This window comes from Streptosporangium sp. NPDC049248 (assembly GCF_040678965.1).
Lineage (GTDB): Bacteria > Actinomycetota > Actinomycetes > Streptosporangiales > Streptosporangiaceae > Streptosporangium > Streptosporangium fukuiense.
Window position 1 is genome coordinate 142,439 of the sequence record NZ_JBFAQY010000009.1, and the last position, 19,607, is coordinate 162,045.

A 19,607-nucleotide genomic window follows, 5' to 3' on the forward strand; every position below is an offset into this window, starting at 1 on the left:
TGCCGGCTCGGAGTGACCGGCGCCGCCGTCCGGTCAGGTTCCCGCCGGGACCGGCTGCTCGGTGCCCAGGGCGGCCACCGCACCGGCCAGTTCCTTGCGGAGTTCGTGGCCGCGCGTGGTGAGGGTGCCGATCGCGGCGATCCGCTCCTGGCCCGACTTGCGGGCCTTGAGGCGGTCGGCGGCCGAGCGGGCGGAGGCGGACTTCAGCTCGGCGCGCCTGGTCTCCAGCTCCCTGCGCCGCCGGGCCAGGGTGTCGTCGGCGGCCTGCTCGACGCTCACCCGCCAGGTGGCCACCATCCGCTCCAGGTCGAGTGTCATCTCCCTGGTGACCACGGCGAACTGGTCGCGCAGCGCCCCTCTGATCGCCGCCTGGCTGCGCTGCACCTTCTCCATCGAGCGCCGCCCCATGAAGATGGCCGCGCCGATGGCCGGGGCGACCAGGATGAAGCCCACCGGGCCGAGCAGGGCCGTGGCGAAGCCGCCCAGGGACAGCCCGATCGAGGCCGAGGGCAGCACGTCCCGGATGATGTCCACGCTTTCCGGGGCCTCGGCGGCCATGTCGCCTTTGACCTGGACCTGCGACAGGTTGGGCATGGCCTGCCTGTCGGCGGTCAGCTCGACCGGGTCGAGGCCGAGATCGCGGGCGAAGGCGTCCAGCGTGGTCCTGGCCAGCCTCTCCACGTCGTAGACGATCTGCGACCAGGCGGCCTCCAGGGAACGCTGGACGCTCACCGGCAGCTCCGCCATGTACTGGTCGATCTGGGCCTGCTTCTTCAGCGTGGCGATCGTGTTCTCGTACGGCTGGCGGATCTCGGCCACCCGCGCGCCCACGATGCCCCCCACCTCGCGTCCGATGAAGGTGTTGGCCACCATGCCCGCCCTGCGCCGCGCGGACAGTTCGGCCAGGGCCGCCAGGTCGGCGTCCACCTCGGCGAGCCGGGCGGCGACGTCGCCGTCGTCGTCGGAGCCCGCGGCGACGTCGTCCTTGGCGCTGGTCGTCAGCGAGCCCAGCACCGACAGGGCGGCGGCGACCACCGTGGCGCCCCGCGCCGACTCCCTGCCCTCGGCGAAGGCGCGCAGGTGCCGCTCCAGCGCGTCCATGCCGCTGCGCGCCCGCAGCGTGTTCGCCCGCTCCTCGCGTCCCTCGCGCCTTTTGGCCTCGGCGGCCTCGGCGAGCTTGGCGCTCACCGGGATCCACGGTGCCTCCAGGAGCGGGGCCAGTGTCGCGGCCCTGGCGGGGTCGGCGGCGATCGCCTCGGTGACGAACGTCCTCAGGCGGCTCTTGTTCTCCTCCTGGAGGTTTCGCCAGTTGGTCGAATCCTCCACCTTGGTCAGCACGAACACGATCGCCTGGACCCGCTCGGCGGCCTCCGCGAGGAACTCCAGCTCGTGCCTGAGCACCGGCTGGTCCTGCGCGCTGAGCGCGAACAGCAGCGCGTCGGCCCGCTGGAGCATGGCCACGGTCACCTGCCGGTGCCCCACCGTCAGGCTGTCCACGCCGGGGGTGTCGAGCAGCCGCAACCCGTCGAGCAGGGGATTGTCGAGGGTGATGTCCACACTCACCACGTCGCGGCGCTTGCCCGCGTCACCGCGCATCGAGGCGTAGTCGGGGATCGACTCGATGGTGATCGGTGTCTGCAGCGGCCCCGAGTCGGTGCTGCGGTGGACGACGGCGGCCAGCCGGGGGCCGCGCCGCAGCGACAGAAAGCAGTTGGTGGCGACGTCGGCGTCGACCGGGAGCAGGTCGGGGTGGCCCACCAGTGTGTTGAGCAGACGGCTTTTGCCGCGTTTCTGCGCCCCGGCGACGACGATGTCGGTGCACTCGTCCTTCCAGCGGCCCGCGCACGCGGCCAGCACCTCCGCGAGGTCCTGCCTGCCGCACTGCCCGGCCAGCGCGTGGACCTCGTTGGCGTAGCGCAGCAGCCTGGCCACGGGGCCGGTCGGGTCGGGGGTCGTCATGTTCCTTTTCTCCTGTCGGGGATGGATGGATGGGCCGGTGCCGCTCTGCCGGCGGTATCCCGCCTCAGGAACCGTCCGCGTGGTGCGACCAGATGGTCTCGTAGGCCTCGCAGAGGGTCTCGGCCGCCCGTCGCTGCCGCAGGGGGAGCGGCCGGTGGGTGAGGGTGCGGAACCGGGCGCTCAGGGCGGCGGCGTAGCCGGCGATCTCGGCGCGCGGGGTCCCGGGGGGCGCCCCGAGCTGGGTGGCCAGCTCGGCTCCGGAGAGCAGCAGCTCCAGCGCCCGCCGGTCGTCGGCCGGGACCATGGGGGAGGCCCGCAGCGTCTCGATCGCGGCGGGGTCCACGCGGACCGGCGGGAGCTTCTCGCCGCCCCCGTCGCCGCCGGGGGGCGCCTGTTCCTCCAGCGCCGCCGAGACGAGGTCCTCCAGGACGGTCAGCACGTCCCTGGCCCGGTGCCCGCCGGCGCGTCCCTCGCTCATCATGGCGAGCGTGCGCCAGCGCATCGACGCCGCGGTGGCGGCGGCGGCGATCTGCTCCGGGGAGGCCGTCGCGGGCAGGCCGAGCTGCTCGGCGGGCCCGTCGTGGCGGGCCAGGCGCAGCAGCTCGGCGGTCATCTCCTCGTTCAGGACCAGTGTTCCGCGGCCGAGCGCCTCGGCGGCGGTGAAGATCCGCAGGCCGCCCAGGGAGGTCGCGATCGGCCGGTTCTCGTCGAGCTGGGCCGCCAGCGCGTCCAGGGTGGCGCGGTCGGCCCCCATCGTCGGCGTCCTGGCGAGCGCGCGGAGCCGGGTCAGCGCGTCGAGTGCCTTCAGCTGGTCGGCGCGGCGGGCGAAGTGGGCGATGCCCGCGGCCACGGAGCCGGTGGCGGCCCGCCCCGCCGAGGAGTAGCCGGAGCGTTCCAGCAGGTGGGAGGTGAGCGCCTCGGGGGAGAGGGGGCCGGCCGCGCGCACCGCCTCGACCGCGCTGGTGATGCCGTAGCGGTGCAGCCGCTCCACCAGCCGGTGGCGCACCTCGGCCGGCACGGGTATCTCGGGCGCGGAGCGGAAGTCGTCCAGGTCCAGGAGGTAGTCCTCCAGGTCGTCCTCGTCGAGTCCGGCCAGCGTCTCCAGGGCCGCCACCTCCTCGCCGCCCAGCGGGAGGGCACGCGCGGTCTCGGCCAGCAGGCCGATCACCGGGACCACGTCGAAGACGGAGGTGCGCAGGTCCTCGTACCCCTTGGCGGCCAGCCGCCTGGCGGTCGGCCACGGGTCGCCCTCGTCGCCGCGCCGGTCGACCTGGCCGAGCACGGCGAGGGTGTTGACGCAGCTCATGCCGCAGGCATCGGTCAGCCCGCGAAACTCCGCGAGGGTGGTGTCGTCGAATTTCTGGACGTAGCGCAGCACGTAGATCATCGCTTGCGCGCGGTCGTCCTCGTCGCCGGAACCGAACAGCATGCTCCTGGCCGCCCGCTCGTTGGCGGCCGTCACCGTGTTCATGCCGGGGGTGTCGATGATGGTGATGGTGCGCAGCGACGGCAGGTCCAGAGAGACCCGCAGGCGCCGGATCCGGGCCACGTCGACGCCGAGCTCCGAGGGGAGCCGGTGGCCGGGCAACAGCCGGGAGTGGGCCACGCCGCCGTCAAGGAGCTCGATCGTGATGCGGCCGTCGTCCTCGCCGTACTCGTACTGGGTGACGACGAAGGTGCACTCACCGGCGTCCACCGGGGCGACGGGCAGGCCGAGCAGCGCGTTCACCAGCGTCGACTTGCCGCTGCTGACCGCGCCCGCCACGGCGACCCGCAGTGGTGCGTCGAGGCCGGCGCGCACCTGCGCCACCCGTTCGCGCAGCTCCGCGCCGGAAAGCCTGGCCGAGGTGGTGTCGCACAGGTGGCGCAGCAGGTCCGCGGGTCCGGTGCTCACGCGTCACCGCCCTGGACGTCCGGTACGTTCTCGCGACCCGCCGCGCTGCTTCCGCCGGGTGCCGAGCCGCTCACCGCTCCGCCCCGGAGTCCGGTGAGGCGTGGCGGTAGACGACGACCTGCGGTACGCGGATCACCTGTCCGCCGTCGGCGTACCCTCGCCTGACGGTCTCGGCGACGACGTCGTGCAGTTCGGGGTTGTCGGCCGGCGCGGTGCCGAACGCCTCGTGCAGGCGCGGGTCGAAGCGCTGCCCGTCCGCGACGATCTCCTGGACGCCGGCCCGGTTCAGCGCCTCCAGCAGTGTCCCGGCCAGCCGGGGGTGGCGTTCCGCGAGCTGGTCCCGGTAGCCCACGCAGGCCCCGACCAGGGCCTCACGCCCGGGATGGCCCTCGGCGAAGAGCCTTTCCACCTGCTGGGTGAGCGCCGGGCTGATCCCGCTCCCGGAGACCTGGGCCAGTGCCTCGGACAGCGGGTCGTCCGAGGGGCCGGCGGGTGGATCCGCCGGTGGGACGGCATGGTCGGCGGCGGGTCGCTCCGGCACCGGGCCCTCCTGGCCCGCGGGGAACGGAGGCTGTGTCACCGGTGGCCGCGTTCCCTGCCACGGTGTCCCGTACGAGGCCGTCTGCCAGGTGCCCGGCACGGGCGCCCGGGCGGGGCGGCGGTTGCGGTGCCACAGGTAAAGGCCCGTGGCCGCCGCGGCCAGGGTGACCGCCGCCGCCGCGAGCACCAGGGGCAGCGGGAGGAACCCGATCGGTGTTCCCACCGTGATGGATCCCGTCTCCTCAGGGCGCAGGGAGCCGACACGGTCGCCTCGCAGGGATGCCGAGGGCGTGCCGACGGTCTCCCCTCGGAGTCCCGCCACCGCGCCGCAGCCGGTCAGTGCCGGCCAGGCCAGCAACAGCAGGTGAAGGAACACGCGTCGGTCCCTCATCGATCGCCTTTCTCGTCGGCGGCCCTTGTGACCTGGATCCGGGTCCCCCTCCCGGTGAGGTCACGCGGGCTCACGCCGGCTCTTTCCGTCAGACGGTCGGGAAGGGACCCGAGTACTCGGTGTAGTCGGCGACCCCGTCGCCGTTCAGGTCGACCCGGGTCTCGTCGATGTAGCCGTCACCGTCGTGGTCGAGGTAGACGACGTCGGTGACGCCGTCGCCGTCGGTGTCGTAGCGCTCCTCGTCGGCGAGGCCGTCACCGTCGGTGTCGATCAGCTGGGCGTCGGTCCCTCCGTCGCCGTCGTAGTCGACCAGGTCCGTGGTGGTCACGTCGAAATCGCTCATTGGTTCGTTCCTTTCCGGTGGTGTTACAGCGGATGAGAGTCACGCTCGCACCGGATTGTTGCAGCCGAATCCCAGATTTCTTGATGTTTTTTAAGAAATTTGTCGGCTTGGCCGCCCTATAGGGACTAAAGGGCACAAAACGGACGGTTGGGTGCCGTCGTCTCAGCTGAGCGCGCGGGCGGTGTGGATCAGCGGCACGTGACTGAAGGCCTGTGGGAAGTTGCCGACCATCCGGCCGTAGCGGGGGTCGTACTCCTCGGCGAGCAGGCCGACGTCGTTGCGGAGCGACAGCAGGTGCTCGAACAGCTCGACCGCCTCGTCCTTGCGGCCGATCATCGCCAGGACCTCGGCCAGCCAGAAGCTGCACGCCAGGAACGCCCCTTCGCCGCCGGGCAGGCCGTCCACCTCGTTGTCGGCCGAGACCGGATAGCGCAGCACGAAGCCGTCGGCCATCAGTTCGCGCTGGATCGCCTCCACCGTCCCGATCACGCGCGGGTCCTCCGGCGGCAGGAAGCCGACGATCGGGATCAGCAGCAGGGCCGCGTCCAGTTCGGGCGAGCCGTAGGACTGGGTGAAGGTGCCGCGCACCGGGTCGAAGCCCTTGTCGCAGACCTCGGCGTGGACGCGGTCGCGCAGTTCCCTCCAGCGTGCCAGCGGGCCGGGCTTGCCGAAGGTCTCCATGTGCTTGATGGCCCGGTCGAGGGCGACCCAGCACATGACCTTGGAGTGCACGAAGTGCCGGCGTGGGCCACGGACCTCCCACAGTCCCTCGTCCGGCTCGTCCCAGTGCTCCTCGACGTAGGAGATCAGCTCGAACTGGATGGTCCAGGCCCGATGGTCGGACTCCAGGCCCGAGACGCGAGACAGGTACAGGGAGTTCAGGACCTCGCCGTAGACGTCCAGCTGGAGCTGGTCGACGGCGCCGTTGCCGATCCTGACCGGGCGGGAGTCCTCGTAGCCGGGCAGCCAGTCGAGCTCGAGCTCGGTGAGCCGGCGCTCCCCGGCGACGCCGTACATGATCTGCAGGTCCTGACCGCGGCCCGCGATGGCCCGCAGCAGCCAGGACCGCCACGCGCGGGCCTCGTCCAGGTAGCCGGAGCCGATGAGGGCGTCCAGGGTCATGGTGGCGTCGCGCAGCCAGCAGTAGCGGTAGTCCCAGTTGCGCACGCCACCGAGGTCCTCGGGCAGTGAGGTGGTGGGGGCGGCGACGATGCCGCCGGTGGGGGCGTAGGTGAGCGCCTTGAGCGTGATGAGCGAGCGGACCACGGCCTCGCGCCACGGTCCCTGGTAGCCGCACCGCTCGACCCACTCGGCCCACAGCTCCTCGGTCGCGGCCAGCTGCTCGTACGGGTCGATCTCCTCGGGCCGGGGCTCGTGTGAGGGGTGCCAGGTGAAGATGAACGCCATGCTGTCTCCCGCGGAGACCTCGAACGTCGCCTTGTGGGCGTAGTCGCCGCCCTGGAGCGGGACGGGGGAGTGCAGCCACACGGAGTCGGGTCCGCCGACCGCCTGCAGGAGGCCGTCGCTGCGGCGTACCCAGGGCACGATCCGGCCGTAGTCGAAGCGGATGCGGATCTCGGTGGCCATCTCCACCGTCCCCGACACGCCCTCCACGATCCTCACCAGGTCGGGGTTGGTGTGTCGGGTGGGCATGTAGTCGGTCACCCGGACCGTGCCGCCGGGGGTGTCCCACTCGCTCTCCAGGATGAGGGTCTCGCCCCGGTAGCGGCGCCGGGTGGCGTGGGGCCGCCCGGCGTCCGCGGGGCCGATCCACCAGTGGCCGTTCCCGGGAGTGCCGAGCAGTGCCGCGAAGCACGAGGGCGAGTCGAAGCGCGGCAGGCAGAGCCAGTCGATGGAGCCGTCCCTGCCGATCAGGGCCGCTGACTGCATGTCGCCGATGAGAGCGTAGTCCTCGATCCACATGCCTTGAAGCTAACGCTTCGGCGCGCTCTCCGGGGGCTGAGAGCGCAACCGCGCTCCCGGACGGGTCCGCGGCATGAAGAACTGGGTCAGCGGACCGATGGCGAGGGCGAACACCAGCGTTCCCACTCCCACGGTCCCGCCGAGCAGCCAGCCCGCGGCCAGCACGGTGACCTCGATGACGGTGCGGGCCGAGCGGATGGACAGGCCCAGCCGGTTCAGGCCGGTCATCAGGCCGTCGCGCGGTCCGGGGCCGAGACCGGCGCCGATGTAGAGGCCGGTGGCCGCCGCGGTGGCGACGACGCCGAGCAGCAGGTACGCCCAGCGCGCGGTGAGCGCGTCCGGGGTCGGGGCCAGCCATATGGCCGCGTCGGCGAACAGCCCGAGCAGGACGACGTTGCTGAGGGTGCCCAGCCCCGGCTTCTGCCGCAGCGGAATCCACAGCAGCATGACCAGGGCGCCCACGATGATGATCCAGCTGCCGACCGACAGGCCCAGGTGGAGGGAGAGTCCCTGGTGGAACACGTCCCAGGGGCTGCCGCCCAGCTGGGATTCGATCTGCAGGCCGACGCCGACGCCGTAGAGAGCCAGGCCCGCGTACAGACGGGTGAGCCGGTTGGGAAGGGAGCCGAGAGTGGGCAGGGAGAGTTCGCTCATGATGGTCCCAATCGTCGGGGCCACCACTTCCGGACAAAAGGGCCAATCGTGGAAAGTGGCCTTATGGTGGTTGGGGTGGATCGATATCTCAGTGGCCCCCAGCTCGCCCGTCTCCTGGCGATCGGCCCCGGCGCCAGGCCGTACTACCGGGTGCTGGCCCAGAGCGTGCGGTCGCTGGTCCTCGACGGGCGGCTGCCGGTGCGGGTACGGATGCCCGCCGAGCGCCACCTGGCCGAGGCGCTGGGCGTCAGCCGCACCACCGTGACCGCGGCCTACGACCTCCTTCGCGAGCAGGGGTACCTGGAGAGCAGGCAGGGGGCGGGGAGCTGGACGGCGCTGCCCGACGCGGGCTCGCTGGGCGCGGACAACCCGTGGATCGCCGCCGAGGACGACGGGCTGCTGCCGATGCACACCGCGGCCCCGAGCGCGATCTCGACACTGCCCGAGGCGATCACCGCCGTCACCGGCCAGTACCCTCGCTACACGCTCGGGACGGGCTACGACCCGCTCGGGATCGCCCCGCTGCGCCAGGCGATCGCCGCCCGCTACAGCGCGCGGGGGGTGGCCACCCGGCCGGAGCAGATCCTGGTGACCACCGGAGCCCAGCAGGCCATCCACCTGGTGACCACGATGCTGCTCTCGCGCGGGGACCCGGTGCTGCTGGAGTCGCCCACCTACCCGCACGCCATCGACCTGGCCAGGATGCGCGGGGCCAGGATCGTCGGAGTCGGCATTCCCGACGAGGGCTGGCGCCACCTGGACCTGCTGACCTCTGCGATGCGCCAGTCGGCCGCCCGCCTCGCGTACGTGATCCCCGACTTCCAGAACCCGACGGGGCACCTGATGGACGACGCGGCGCGAGCGGCCCTGGCCGGTGCGGCGCGGCGCCACGGCACGGTTCTGGTGGTCGACGAGAGCTGGTGTGAGCTGGCGCTCGACGAGGAGGCCCGGGCCACGCCGCTGGCGGCCTTCGACATCGACGGGAGGGTGATCACCATCGGCTCGGCGTCCAAGTTGTGGTGGGGCGGGCTGCGCATCGGCTGGATCCGTACCACCGCCGCCAGGGTCCGCCGCCTTGCCGTGCTCCGCGCCTCCATCGACATCGCCAGCCCGCTCTTCGAACAGCTGGTGGTGGCCAGGTTGTTCGAGGACATAGAGGGGGCCAGGGCCGAGCGCGCCCGTCTCCTCGGCGCCTCCAGGGACGCCCTGGTGGCCGAGCTGGCGGCGCGGATGCCCGACTGGAGCTTCGTTCCGCCCAGGGGCGGCGGCTCGCTCTGGGTGCGGCTGCCGGACCCCTCGGCCACCTCGCTGGCCGACGCGGCGGCCTGCCAGGGGGTCCGGCTGGCCCCCGGACAGTGGTTCGGCGTGGACGGCACGCTGGAGGGGCGGCTGCGCCTGCCCTTCACCCAGCCGCCCCGGGTCCTCGCCGAGGCGGTGCGGCGCATCGCCGAGGCCAGGCTCAGGGGGGTGTACGGCACCCGGCCCGCCGAGCCTCTCACCCCCGCCCTCTGAGTCCGCTCCGGGAGGGCTTACTCGGAGGTGACGCCCCTGGCCAGCGGGGCCCGCAGTTTCAGCCGCATGGCCACGATGCGCAGCCCGAAGGCCAGCAGGGCGGCGGCCAGCGTGGCCGGCCAGCCGTGCAGGTTCAGGGTGTAGAGCAGCGCCATGACCGCCGAGCCGAGCATGGCGGGCACCGCGTACAGCTGGCGGTCGTACAGCAGGGTGGGGATCTGCCCGGCGAGGACGTCGCGCAGGATGCCGCCGCCGACCGCGGTGATGATCCCGAGCAGGGCCGCGTGCAGGGGGGTGAGGCCGAAGTACATCGCCTTCTCGGTGCCGACCGCGCAGAACAGGCCGAGGCCCGCGGCGTCCAGCACGTTCACCGCGGGCATCACCCGCTCCACCTGCGGGTGCCAGAAGAACACGATCACCGTGGCCAGTACCGGCACGACCACGTAGCCGATGCTGGAGAAGGCGGCGGGCCGCACGTTCAGGATCAGGTCGCGTGCGATTCCGCCGCCCAGCGCGGTCATCTCGGCCAGCACGGCCATGCCCACCACGTCGAGTCGCCTGCGCACGCCCACCAGGGCACCGGAGAGAGCGAAGACGAAGATCCCGATGAGATCGAGGACATTATTCACAGATAAATCATCCCATGACCGGATATATAGGATTTCCGTTAGGGGGGCGGGGCGGTGTTCGGCGGCCGGTGCTCGCGCATCATCGTATGGAGCCTGCCGGCGAACGCGAGCAGCACCAGCGACGCCACGACGGCGATCAGCGCGAGGGTCAGGAAGTACGCGGGCTCCGACATGTGGTTCCTCAGCCGCCCCGTCTGCCCGCCCACGGCATCGCCCACCGAGATGGAGATGAACCACAGTCCCAGCATCTGGCTCTTGAACGCCTCGGGGGCGAGCTTGGTGGTGACCGAGAGGCCGACCGGGCTCAGCGACAGCTCGCCGAAGACCTGGACGAGGTAGACCAGCACCAGCCACCAGACCGTGATCCTCCCGCTCTCGGCCAGCTTGGCGGCCAGGGCCATGATCATGAAGCTCAGGCCGTTGATGAACAGTCCCACCGAGAACTTGTGCGGAGCGGTCACCCGGTTGCCCAGCCTGACCCAGAGCGCCGCGAAGAGCGGCACGAAGATCATGATGAACAGCGGGTTGAACGACTGCGTGGTGGCCGGGGTGATCCGGATGCCGAACAGTGACAAATCCGTCTTGTTCTGGGCGAAGAACAGCAGCACGGTCGGCGCCAGGTCGTAGATCATCCAGAAGATGGCGGCGGCGATGAACAGCCAGATGTAGGCCTTCATCCGGGAGTGCTCGTCATCGGTCAGGTTGTGGCTGCCCAGCAGGATGTAGCCGAAGTAGAACACCGGCACGGCCACGATGAACAGCGTCATCACGAGTGCGAAGGTGTCGAGGTCGAAGGTGCCCGACGCCGTCCAGACGGCCAGGCCGCCACAGGTCACGAGGGCGGCGACGGCCGCCGCGAGGCCGAAGTGCCTGCGCTCGCGCGGGGTCAGCCGGTGTCCCGGCCGCTCGCCCACCCCCTTCAGGTGCCGCCTGCCCAGCACGTACTGGGCGAGGCCCAGGGCCATGCCGACCGCCGCCGCGCCGAAGCCCAGGTGCCAGCGGTTGCCCGAGGCGAGCCAGCCGACGACGAGGGGGGCGATGAAGGCGCCTATGTTGATGCTCATGTAGAAGATCGAGAACCCGGCGTCCCTGCGCGCGTCGTCGTCCTGCGGGTAGAGCTTGCCGACCATCGTGGAGATGTTCGGCTTCATCAGCCCGGTCCCGGCGATGATGAGGAGCAGTCCGAGCGCGACGAAGGCGCCGGTCTCGACGGGGACGGCCATGCTGATGTGGCCGCACATGATGACGGAGGCGCCCCACAACACCGCCCTGCGGGCGCCGAGCACCCGGTCGGCGATCCAGCCGCCGGGCAGGGCGACGAGATAGATGAGCGCGCCGTAGATGCCGACGACCGCCTGGGCGGTCTGCTGGCTCAGGCCCAGGCCGCCGATGGCGGGGGAGGCGGCCATGAAGGTGGCGAGGATGGCCCGCAGGCCGTACCAGCTGAAGCGCTCCCATATCTCGGTGCCGAACAGTGTCGCCAGGCCGCGCGGGTGCCCGAAGAAGGTCTTCTCGCGGGCACGTCTCCCCGATGGCATGCGCCCCCCAGAATGTCACAGTGTGATCAAGTGACAACTCTACGTGTGCTCTCCGTGGGGATGCCGAAGGCAACTGCGCATTGTGATGTTTCTTCTCCCTTTCAGGGTCTTGTCCGGGAGGAACGGCGTGTGGTGCGATGCATGCCACTCGTGCAAGTAAGCACTTTCAGGAGGCTCTGTATGACCGGTGTGCTTGAGGAGCGGGCGGCCATCGAGAGGGAGATCGCGGGCCGTACGGTCTGTGGTCAGCTGAAGGAGGCGGCCGAGGGCGACCCCGACGCCCCGGCGTACTCCGACCCGGTCGAGGGGGGCTGGTCCACCCTGACCTACTCCGAGGCCCGGCAGCGAGTTCTGGAGATCGCCGCCGGGTTCGCCGCCTTCGGGCTGGAACCCGGCGAGGCGGTCGCGCTCATGATGGTGAACCGCAGTGAGCACGTGCTGGCGGACCTGGGCGCGGTGCACGCCGGCGCGGTGTCGTGCTCGGTCTACTCGACCTTCACCCCCGAGCAGGTGGCCTTCGTCGCCGGCGACGTCAAGGCGAAGATCGCGGTGCTCGGCGGACCTGCGGAGCTGGCCAGGTGGGAGCCGGTCCTTGACGACCTTCCCGAGTTGCGCAAGGTGATCGTGCTGGAGGGGGCCCCGGCCGGTGACCGGTTCGTCTCCTGGGACGACTTCCTGGCCCTCGGCCGCGACCGGCTCGCGGCCGACCCCGCCGCCGTCGACGCCCGCTGGCAGGCGGTGACCGCCGACGACGTCCTCACGGTCTTGTACACCTCGGGCACCACCGGCAACCCCAAGGGTGTGCCGCTGACCCACTCCAACGTGTTCTTCGAGGTCGTGGCCACCAACCGGATGGCCGACCTGCCCAGCAAGGGCACCCAGATCTCCTACCTCACCTACGCGCACATCGCCGAGCGGGTGCTCAGCCTCTACCTGCCGCTCTTCAAGCTCTCCCACACCCACTTCTGCACCGACCTCGCCCAGCTCGGCGCGACCCTCGGCCAGGTCAAGCCGGTGCTGTTCTTCGGCGTCCCGCGCGTGTGGGAGAAGATGATGGCCCGCCTGCAGGCGCTGCTGGCCACCCAGCCCGAGGAGCAGCAGGAGGGCGTGCGCAACGCGATGGCCGCCGGGCTCGCCTACATCGAGGCCAACCAGTACGGGCGTACCCCCTCGCCCGAGGTCCTGGCCGCCTACGAGCAGGCCGACGCGGCGCTGCTGTCGATCATCCGGTCGATGATCGGCTTCGACAACGCGGGCTGGCTCGCCACCGCTGCCGCGCCCATGCCGCTGGAGGTCCAGCGCTTCTTCGCCGGTCTCGGCCTGCGGGTCCTGGACGTGTACGGGATGACCGAGACGACCGGCGCCTTCACCGCCAACGCCCCCGACAGCTTCAAGCTCGGCACCGTCGGCCAGGCGGGTCCCGGCGTCGAGGTCCGCATCGCCGAGGACGGCGAGATCATCACCCGCAGCCCGGCCAACACCCACGGCTACCTGGGGCGGCCGGAGGCCACCGCCGAGCTGATCGACGCCGACGGCTGGCTGCACACCGGCGACGTGGGCTCCATCGACGCCGACGGCTTCGTCAGCATCCTCGACCGCAAGAAGGAGCTCATCATCACCGCGGGAGGCGAGAACATCTCCCCGGCCAACATCGAGAACTACCTCAAGGAGCACCCGCTCATCGGCCAGGCCCTCGCCTACGGCGACCGCAGGCCCTACCCGGTGGCGATCCTCACCCTCGACGGCGAGGTGGCCCCCGGCTGGGCGCAGGCCAACGGCATCACGTTCACCACCCTGGCCGACCTCGCCGAGCACCCCGACGTCCTCAAGGCCGTCGAGGGCGCCATCGCCGCCGCCAACGAGAAACTGGCCCGTGTCCAGCAGGTCAAGCGCTGGCGTCTGCTGCCGGTGGAGTGGACCGCCGAGACCGCGGAGCTCACCCCGAGCCTGAAGCTCAAGCGCCGCATCATCCACGCCAAGTACGCCGAGATCATCGACGGCATGTACGAGGACTGACCGCCCGCCGGCGCCGGATCCGGACCTCGGTCTCCGGCGCCGGCGGGTGGGCGCCGCTTTGCCCAACGGGGCGTGTGTCCTCTACCTGCCTGTTACCGGTGGACTCCTAGCCTCCTGGTCATGACGTTGAGAGTCCTTCTCGCATCCCTGGCGGCGGGGACCGTGGCCCTGCCGGTACCGGCAGGAGCTCCGGCGGCCGCCGCCGAGGACCTGACGATCCGCTCGGTGACCCTGCGTCCCGCGAATCCCGTGGTCGGGCCCGCGGACACGGTACGCATGGTGATAGAGGTGGTGGCCCGAGGCGTCACCGGCCCCGCGGGGGTGACGATCAAGGTCGAGCCGGGGGCGATCCCCGCTTCGAAGGGAACGTCCTTCCCCGTCACCGCGTCCCGCCCGGGCGGCGGTCCCGGCAGGGGCCCCGCCCTCGCGCCCGGCCCCGTCCCCGGCCCGACCGTGTCCGCCCGTCTCGCCCCGGACACGGCGGGGATGACCTGGTTCCGTCCGGGGGAGGGGTGGGAGACCTGGCGGTTCGCGCCGGAGAGGAGCCTGAGCCGCTGGTATCCGGCCGGCCCCTGGACCGTCTCGGTGACCGCGAGGGGCGCCGACGGCGCCGAGGTCACCGGACATACGGGTTTCCTGCTGAAGCGGCTGACCAGGTTCGGCGGAGTCCAGGTGGCACCGGGAGGCTCGGGGGTGCGCGTGACGGGCGCGCTGAACCGGGTCGACCCTCAGGGGCACCTCGACTACGCCCCCTTCCCCGGCCAGCCCGTCGCGATCATGCACCGGGCCGGTAAGGGCGCCGACTGGACGAAGGCGGCCGGTGCCACGACCGACTCCCACGGACGCTTCACCAGGGTGGTGGAGGGGCGCACCGGCGGTGAGTGGCGGCTCAGGTTCGAGGGCACCACGCACTACGCCCCCAGGCTGGGGGTCGTTCACAAGGTCTCGCCACGCTGATGTGAGGTCACCTGCCGCCCCGACGGCCGCGCGTCCGCGGCGTCCGTCCATGCCCTCCGTCCGGGAACGGAGCGGTGTGGAGCCCGCCGGCCGGGTCAGGCCAGGGCATGCACCGCCGCGCCGAACAGGGCGGGCAGCCGCCGGGCGGCCGGGACGATCAACCGCCCCGCCGCCCGGTAACGGCGGCTGCCCACCAGCGCCCCGGTGAGCAGCCGGTGCCGTCGCGACAGCCGCAGCCAGGCGGCCTCGTACGCCCCGGGGACGCCGGCCCTCAGGCAGTCGACCAGCAACCGCGCGGACGTCAGCGCGAGCGACACCCCCTCCCCGGTGAGCGCGTCGACGTAGCCGGCCGCGTCGCCGACCAGCAGCACCCGCCCCGCCACCCGGGCGCGGACCCGCTGGCGCAGTGGCCCCGCCCCGCGCACCGGGGTCGCGGCGGGCCCCTCCAGCCGCTCCAGGAGCGAGGGGAAGTCCGCCAGGTGCTCCGGATAGCCGCGCCGCCGAGAGCTCAGCACGGCGACGCCCACCAGGTTCTCGCCCACCGGCGTCACGTACGCCTCGCCGTCCGCCGCCCAGTGGACCTCGACGAAGTCCGTCCACGGCGCGACCGGGTAGTGCCGCCGAAGCCCGTACCTGCGCGGCCCGCGGCAGGGCAGTTCCAGTCCGAGCAGGGCGCGCAGCGGGGAGTGCAGGCCGTCCGCGGCCACTAGCCAGCGGGCTCGCAACCCCGCCGCCTCGACGAGACGGCAGTCCTGCCGCACGCCGTCCACCTTGCCGGGAACGATCCGCACGCCCAGTTCCCGCGCCCGCAGGGACAGCGCGGTGTGCAGCGCGGTCCGCCGCACGCCCAGGCCCGATCCGTCGCGGAACGCCGCCTCCGCCTCGTGACGGCCGTCCAGGTAGCGGATGCCGCGCAGCGGCCTGCCCTCGGCCCGTACCCCCAGCGACCGCAGGGCCGCGACCCCGGTGGGCATCAGCCCCTCGCCGCACGCCTTGTCCACCGGTACGGCCCTGGGCTCGACGACGACGGCCTCCATCCCGGCCAGAGCGGCGTGGATGGCGGTGGCCAGCCCGGCGGGCCCCCCGCCCGCGATCAGGATGTCGATCATGTCGGCGCCCGCCCGGTGGCGGGCGGCGCGCCGGCCGGTGCCGTCGCGGAGAGCGAGGCCAGAGCGTCCTCCTCACAGCGGATCCGCACCCTCATCAGCGCGGCGTTGAGCACCGTGAACGTCAGCGCGGCGACCCACCCGCCGTACACCAGCGGCAACGCCGCCCCCTCGACGGCCACCGCCACGTAGTTGGGGTGGCGGAGCGGCCGCAGCCGGTAGGGCCCCCGCTCCACCAGCGGCAGGCCCGGCACCACGATCACCTGGGTGTTCCACTGAGGGCCCAGCGAGACCACGCACCACCAGCGCAGACCCTGCGCGGCGACCACCAGGGCGAGCATCGGCCAGCCGAGCGCGGGCACGAAGGGCCGGCCGGCCAGACCCGCCTCCAGCAGGCACCCGGCCAGCAGAGCGGTGTGCAGGGCGACCATCCACGGGTAGTGGCCCCGCCCGTACGTCACCCCGCCGCGCGCCGTGCTCCAGCGCGCGTTACGGCGGGCGACGATCAGTTCGGCGACCCGCTCAAGGCCGACGAGCAGCACCAGCAGCAGGTACCAGGACGACAGATGCCAGGACATCGGGCTCCTACCAGCGCAGCAGTACGAGTTCGGAGCAGAAGCCCGGCCCCATCGCCAGGAGCACCCCCGGAGTGCCGGGCGGCGGCGGCCGCAGGGCGAGCGTGTCCCGCAGGACGTGCAGGACCGAGGAGGAGGAGAGGTTTCCGATCGCGGCGAGCGAGCGCCAGGTGAGGTCCAGCGCGTCCTCGGGAAGCCGCAGCGTCTCGGCCACCGCCTCCAGGACCTTGGGACCGCCCGGGTGGCAGACCCACGCCGTCACCTCCTCGCTGCTCAGGTCGTGGTCGGCGAGGAAGTCGCGCACGTCGTCGGCCAGGTAGGTGCGCACCACCTCGGGAACACTCGCGTCGAGCACCACGCGGAAACCGGTGTCGCCGACCTGCCAGCCCATCACGTGCTCGGAGCCGGGATACAGATGGCTGCGCGAGGCCACCACCGCCGGAGCCGCCCGTCCGCAGGGCCGGTGGGAGGCCGGCTCGCCGCCGGAGGGGGAGGAGCCGGCGGGACCCGCGGGCCAGGCGGCCGCGGGAGCGCTCGCCGCAGGGGAGGACCCCGCGGGTCCCACGGGCCGTGTCGTCGCGGCGGCGCCGCTCACCGCGCCGGCCCTGGAGGTCACGGGCGAGCCGGTACACCGGGGCCGCCACTCGTCACCGCAGGCCACCACGGCCGTCGCCCCGTCACCGAACAGGGCGCTCGCCACCATGTTGGCGACGGAGGCATCGCCGCGCTGCAGGGTGAGGGAGCACAGTTCGACCGAGAGCAGCACCGCCAGCTGCTCGGGCCAGCCGTGCAGGTAGTCGTGGAGCCGGGCGATGCCGGCCGCCCCCGCGACACAGCCCAGTCCGAAGACGGGGATCCGCTTGACGTCCGGGCGTAGCCCCAGCCGCCCGGCCACCCTGGCGTCCACCGAGGGGGCCGCGACGCCGGTCACCGAGGTGAAGAGGATCATGTCCACCTCCTCGGGGAGGACCCCGGCCTCCTCCAGCGCGCCGCCCAGCGCCTCGGTGCCCAGTTCCACGGCCGTCTCCACGAAGATGTCGTTGGCCGCCCCGAAGCCGTCCAGTTTGGCGTACTGCTCGAGCGGTAGCGTCAGGTGCCGTGACTCCACCCGCGCGGAGGTGTGCAGCCGGTCGAGCAGCCGGCGGTTGGCCCCCTCGGGCAGGCACACCCGCGCGAACGCCTCGGTGATCTCTGCCTGGGGGTGCCGGTTCGGCGGGAGCGCGCCGCGGACAGCGACGATTCGCGTCATAAAACAGACCCCCGGCTCGCGAACAGCGGACATCTGCCTTTTGCCCAGCTGGATCTGTGACATGCGTCGCGACAGCCTCGGTGTCCGTTTCCCGGAGCATCCCGCCTCGTAAAGTTGTCTGCTTCCTGGAGTGATGTCCGCTTTTTTGGGATGTTCGCTACCCGGTTCCCCGGACCTCTCGGCCTACGATCGATCCGTGACGACGAGCCGGCCGATGTGCCCGGGGACAGGGGCGGCGCCGGCCGTGCGGGGGCTGCTGCTGGCCTGCCACCCCGGGCCGAGCATGGCGGTCACCGTCCTGGTGACCGTGCTGGCCGCGCTGAGCGGGCGTGGCGCGGCCGGGTGCGTCCTGGTGGCCGCGGCGGTGCTGACCGGACAGCTCTCGATCGGCTGGTGCAACGACGCGGTGGACGCGGCGCGGGACGCCGCCGCGGGTCGTACCGGCAAGCCCGTCGCCGGCGGCGCGGTGAACGTCCGCACGGTGTGGGTCGCCGCGATCGCGGCCCTGGCGCTCTGCGTGCCGCTCTCCCTGGCCTCGGGGCCGGCGGCAGGCGCGGTCCACCTCGTCGGTGTCGCCGCGGCCTGGGCCTACGACCTCGGACTCAAGGCGACCGTGCTCTCCTGGCTGCCGTACCTGGTGGGCTTCGGCGCGCTTCCCGGGTTCGTGACCCTGGGCCTGCCGGGACATCCGTGGCCCGCCTGGTGGGCGGTCCTGGCCGCGGCGCTGCTCGGCTGCGGAGCGCACCTGGCCAACGTGCTCCCCGACATCCCCGCGGACCTCGCCGGTGGGGTCCGGGGCTGGCCGCAGCGGCTCGGTGTCGCCCGCGTCCGCGTCCTGATCCCGCTGCCGCTGCTGGCCGCGACCGCCCTGCTCGTCTTCGGCCCCACCGGGTCGCCGGGCACGGGGGGTTGGACGGCGCTGGCGGTGGCCGGAGCCCTCACCGCCTGCGGGGTGGCGCTGGGCCGTAACTCGCCGCGCGTCCCCTTCGCCGTGGCCGTGGCCGTCGCCGCGGTCGCCGTCGTCCTGCTGCTGGCCCGCGGAACCGCCATCACCGCGTCCTGACCCTGCCGGTCGTCTGCCGGTCGTCTGCCGGTCGCCCGCCGGTCAGCCGGACGCCGCGGACGCCGGCTCGTTCCAGGAGATCCGGTGGTCGTACATCCAGGCCAGCGCGTTCCTCCTGTCCAGCCGCCGCATGATCACCGGTAGTGCGAGATCGCGGAAGAAGGCGCCGACGGCTCCCTGCGCCTTGCCGCTCCCGTTACGTCTGCCCTGCTCCACGATCCGCTCCACCCGCTTTCGTCGTGCCGCCTCGAAGGCGGCGAACGCGTCGCGGGTGCCGGGGACGTCTCGCAGGCATTTGGCCAGCACCACGGCGTCCTCGATCGCCATGGACGCCCCCTGGCCGGAGGAGGGCGAGGTCGCGTGCGCGGCGTCCCCCAGGATCACCATGCGCTCGTTGAACCACTTCGGCACGGTCGGGAAGTCGTAGGTGTTCCAGCCGGGCATGATGTGGTCGGTCGCGCCGATGATGTCGAGCATCGGTCCGGTGTCGTCGCCGAACAGTTCCGTCAGCCTGGCGCGCCACCGCGCCGGGGTGATCGCCGCGAGTTCCTCCGGCGTCGGCTCCCTGGGACTCGGCGGGTTGGCGAACCACCACACCTCGCCGTCCGGATGGATCAGGTAGCCGAAGAAGCATCTCCTGCCGAAGACGAAGTGGCTCGTTCCCGGCTCGCCGGGCACCTCGACGCCGCGCGCGAAACCGCCGGTGTTCAGCAGGCCGACGTGCCGGGCGCGAGGTGCCCCGGCGTCGATGATCGCGCGAGTGCGCGAGTGGAGCCCGTCGGCGCCGATCAGCAGATCGCCTTCAGCCGTGCTGCCGTCGGCGAAGGCCGCGCGCACCCCGGTCTCGGTGATCGAGGCGTCGGTGAGGCGCCTGCCGTAGTGGATCCGCACGCCGCGCCGTACGGCCTCGTCGCGCAGCACCCGATAGAGATCGGCGCGCTTCAGCGTCCGGCTGGGCTGCCGGGTGGCGGCGAGTGGCCTGCCGCGCCCGTTGAGCATCAGCATCCGTGAGGAGTCCATGCCCAGGTCGCCGACGAGATCGTGCAGGTCGAGGGGGCGCAGGGCCTCCAGCCCGTTGACCGCGAGCGTGAGGAAGGCGCCCACGCCATCGGAACCTCGGTCGTACGCCTCGAAAACCTCGCTGTCGATGCCGGCGCGCCGCAGGGCCATCGCCGTCACCGGGCCGGCGATGCCTCCGCCGGCTATCAGAGCTTTTTTAGTCATAAAATGACTATACATAGAATAACTATTGCTGGGT

At 72.1% G+C, this 19,607-nt stretch carries 16 protein-coding genes; 4 read left to right on the plus strand and 12 right to left on the minus strand.

Annotated features, from left to right (window positions below; translation table 11 throughout):
* Nucleotides 1–33 precede the first annotated feature (33 nt).
* From AB0K21_RS18895 to AB0K21_RS18920, 6 genes are all read right to left on the minus strand, one after another.
* Complete coding sequence (locus AB0K21_RS18895) at nucleotides 34–1,959, minus strand: dynamin family protein (protein WP_364151434.1); 1,926 nt, start codon at nucleotides 1,957–1,959, stop codon at nucleotides 34–36.
* A 64-nt stretch (nucleotides 1,960–2,023) separates the two neighbouring features.
* Complete coding sequence (locus AB0K21_RS18900) at nucleotides 2,024–3,853, minus strand: dynamin family protein (RefSeq protein ID WP_364151437.1); 1,830 nt, start codon at nucleotides 3,851–3,853, stop codon at nucleotides 2,024–2,026.
* A gap of 70 nt (nucleotides 3,854–3,923) precedes the next feature.
* Complete coding sequence (gene grpE, locus AB0K21_RS18905) at nucleotides 3,924–4,769, minus strand: nucleotide exchange factor GrpE (RefSeq protein WP_343978288.1); 846 nt, start codon at nucleotides 4,767–4,769, stop codon at nucleotides 3,924–3,926.
* A 103-nt stretch (nucleotides 4,770–4,872) separates the two neighbouring features.
* Nucleotides 4,873–5,127 carry a hypothetical protein gene (locus AB0K21_RS18910; protein ID WP_343978285.1) on the minus strand — a complete coding sequence of 85 codons (255 nt, stop codon included), beginning with the start codon at nucleotides 5,125–5,127 and terminating at the stop codon, nucleotides 4,873–4,875.
* A 162-nt stretch (nucleotides 5,128–5,289) separates the two neighbouring features.
* Nucleotides 5,290–7,050 carry a glycoside hydrolase family 15 protein gene (locus tag AB0K21_RS18915; RefSeq protein WP_343978282.1) on the minus strand — a complete coding sequence of 587 codons (1,761 nt, stop codon included), beginning with the start codon at nucleotides 7,048–7,050 and terminating at the stop codon, nucleotides 5,290–5,292.
* A 9-nt stretch (nucleotides 7,051–7,059) separates the two neighbouring features.
* Nucleotides 7,060–7,704 (minus strand): hypothetical protein, encoded by a 645-nt coding sequence (locus tag AB0K21_RS18920; protein ID WP_343978279.1) that lies wholly within the window; start codon nucleotides 7,702–7,704, stop codon nucleotides 7,060–7,062.
* A gap of 63 nt (nucleotides 7,705–7,767) precedes the next feature.
* Between AB0K21_RS18920 and AB0K21_RS18925 the strand changes: the two genes are divergently transcribed.
* Nucleotides 7,768–9,216, plus strand: a complete 1,449-nt coding sequence (locus tag AB0K21_RS18925) for a PLP-dependent aminotransferase family protein (protein ID WP_343978276.1) — start codon at nucleotides 7,768–7,770, stop codon at nucleotides 9,214–9,216.
* Between the two features lie 17 nt (nucleotides 9,217–9,233).
* On the opposite strand, the gene AB0K21_RS18930 is transcribed toward AB0K21_RS18925, so the two are convergent.
* Nucleotides 9,234–9,845 carry a trimeric intracellular cation channel family protein gene (locus AB0K21_RS18930; RefSeq protein WP_343978273.1) on the minus strand — a complete coding sequence of 204 codons (612 nt, stop codon included), beginning with the start codon at nucleotides 9,843–9,845 and terminating at the stop codon, nucleotides 9,234–9,236.
* A 38-nt stretch (nucleotides 9,846–9,883) separates the two neighbouring features.
* On the minus strand, nucleotides 9,884–11,383 hold the full coding sequence (locus AB0K21_RS18935) for a peptide MFS transporter (RefSeq protein ID WP_343978270.1): 1,500 nt from the start codon (nucleotides 11,381–11,383) through the stop codon (nucleotides 9,884–9,886).
* A gap of 180 nt (nucleotides 11,384–11,563) precedes the next feature.
* Between AB0K21_RS18935 and AB0K21_RS18940 the strand changes: the two genes are divergently transcribed.
* Together AB0K21_RS18940 and AB0K21_RS18945 are read left to right on the plus strand one after the other, a co-directional pair.
* Nucleotides 11,564–13,399, plus strand: a complete 1,836-nt coding sequence (locus AB0K21_RS18940) for an AMP-dependent synthetase/ligase (RefSeq protein WP_343978267.1) — start codon at nucleotides 11,564–11,566, stop codon at nucleotides 13,397–13,399.
* A 120-nt stretch (nucleotides 13,400–13,519) separates the two neighbouring features.
* Nucleotides 13,520–14,356 carry a hypothetical protein gene (locus AB0K21_RS18945; protein ID WP_364151443.1) on the plus strand — a complete coding sequence of 279 codons (837 nt, stop codon included), beginning with the start codon at nucleotides 13,520–13,522 and terminating at the stop codon, nucleotides 14,354–14,356.
* Nucleotides 14,357–14,451: 95 nt separating this feature from the next.
* Here AB0K21_RS18945 and AB0K21_RS18950 read toward each other — a convergent pair whose 3' ends face one another.
* From AB0K21_RS18950 to AB0K21_RS18960, 3 genes are read right to left on the minus strand one after another with little or no spacing between them, the layout of a single operon-like run.
* Entirely contained in the window at nucleotides 14,452–15,465 is a 1,014-nt protein-coding gene (locus AB0K21_RS18950; protein ID WP_364151446.1) for an NAD(P)/FAD-dependent oxidoreductase, read from the minus strand.
* On the minus strand, nucleotides 15,462–16,040 hold the full coding sequence (locus AB0K21_RS18955) for an isoprenylcysteine carboxylmethyltransferase family protein (RefSeq protein ID WP_364151449.1): 579 nt from the start codon (nucleotides 16,038–16,040) through the stop codon (nucleotides 15,462–15,464). Before AB0K21_RS18955 ends, AB0K21_RS18950 begins: the two co-directional genes overlap by 4 nt.
* Before the next feature lie 7 nt (nucleotides 16,041–16,047).
* Nucleotides 16,048–17,286 carry a 3-oxoacyl-[acyl-carrier-protein] synthase III C-terminal domain-containing protein gene (locus tag AB0K21_RS18960; protein ID WP_364151452.1) on the minus strand — a complete coding sequence of 413 codons (1,239 nt, stop codon included), beginning with the start codon at nucleotides 17,284–17,286 and terminating at the stop codon, nucleotides 16,048–16,050.
* A 196-nt stretch (nucleotides 17,287–17,482) separates the two neighbouring features.
* Between AB0K21_RS18960 and AB0K21_RS18965 the strand changes: the two genes are divergently transcribed.
* Nucleotides 17,483–18,349: a UbiA family prenyltransferase gene (locus tag AB0K21_RS18965; protein WP_364151455.1), complete on the plus strand. Its 867-nt coding sequence runs from the start codon at nucleotides 17,483–17,485 to the stop codon at nucleotides 18,347–18,349.
* Nucleotides 18,350–18,391: 42 nt separating this feature from the next.
* Here the strand turns inward: AB0K21_RS18965 and AB0K21_RS18970 are convergent, their stop codons facing one another.
* Nucleotides 18,392–19,573, minus strand: coding sequence for an FAD-dependent monooxygenase (locus AB0K21_RS18970; protein ID WP_364151458.1), 1,182 nt, complete (start codon nucleotides 19,571–19,573; stop codon nucleotides 18,392–18,394).
* Nucleotides 19,574–19,607: the final 34 nt, after the last annotated feature.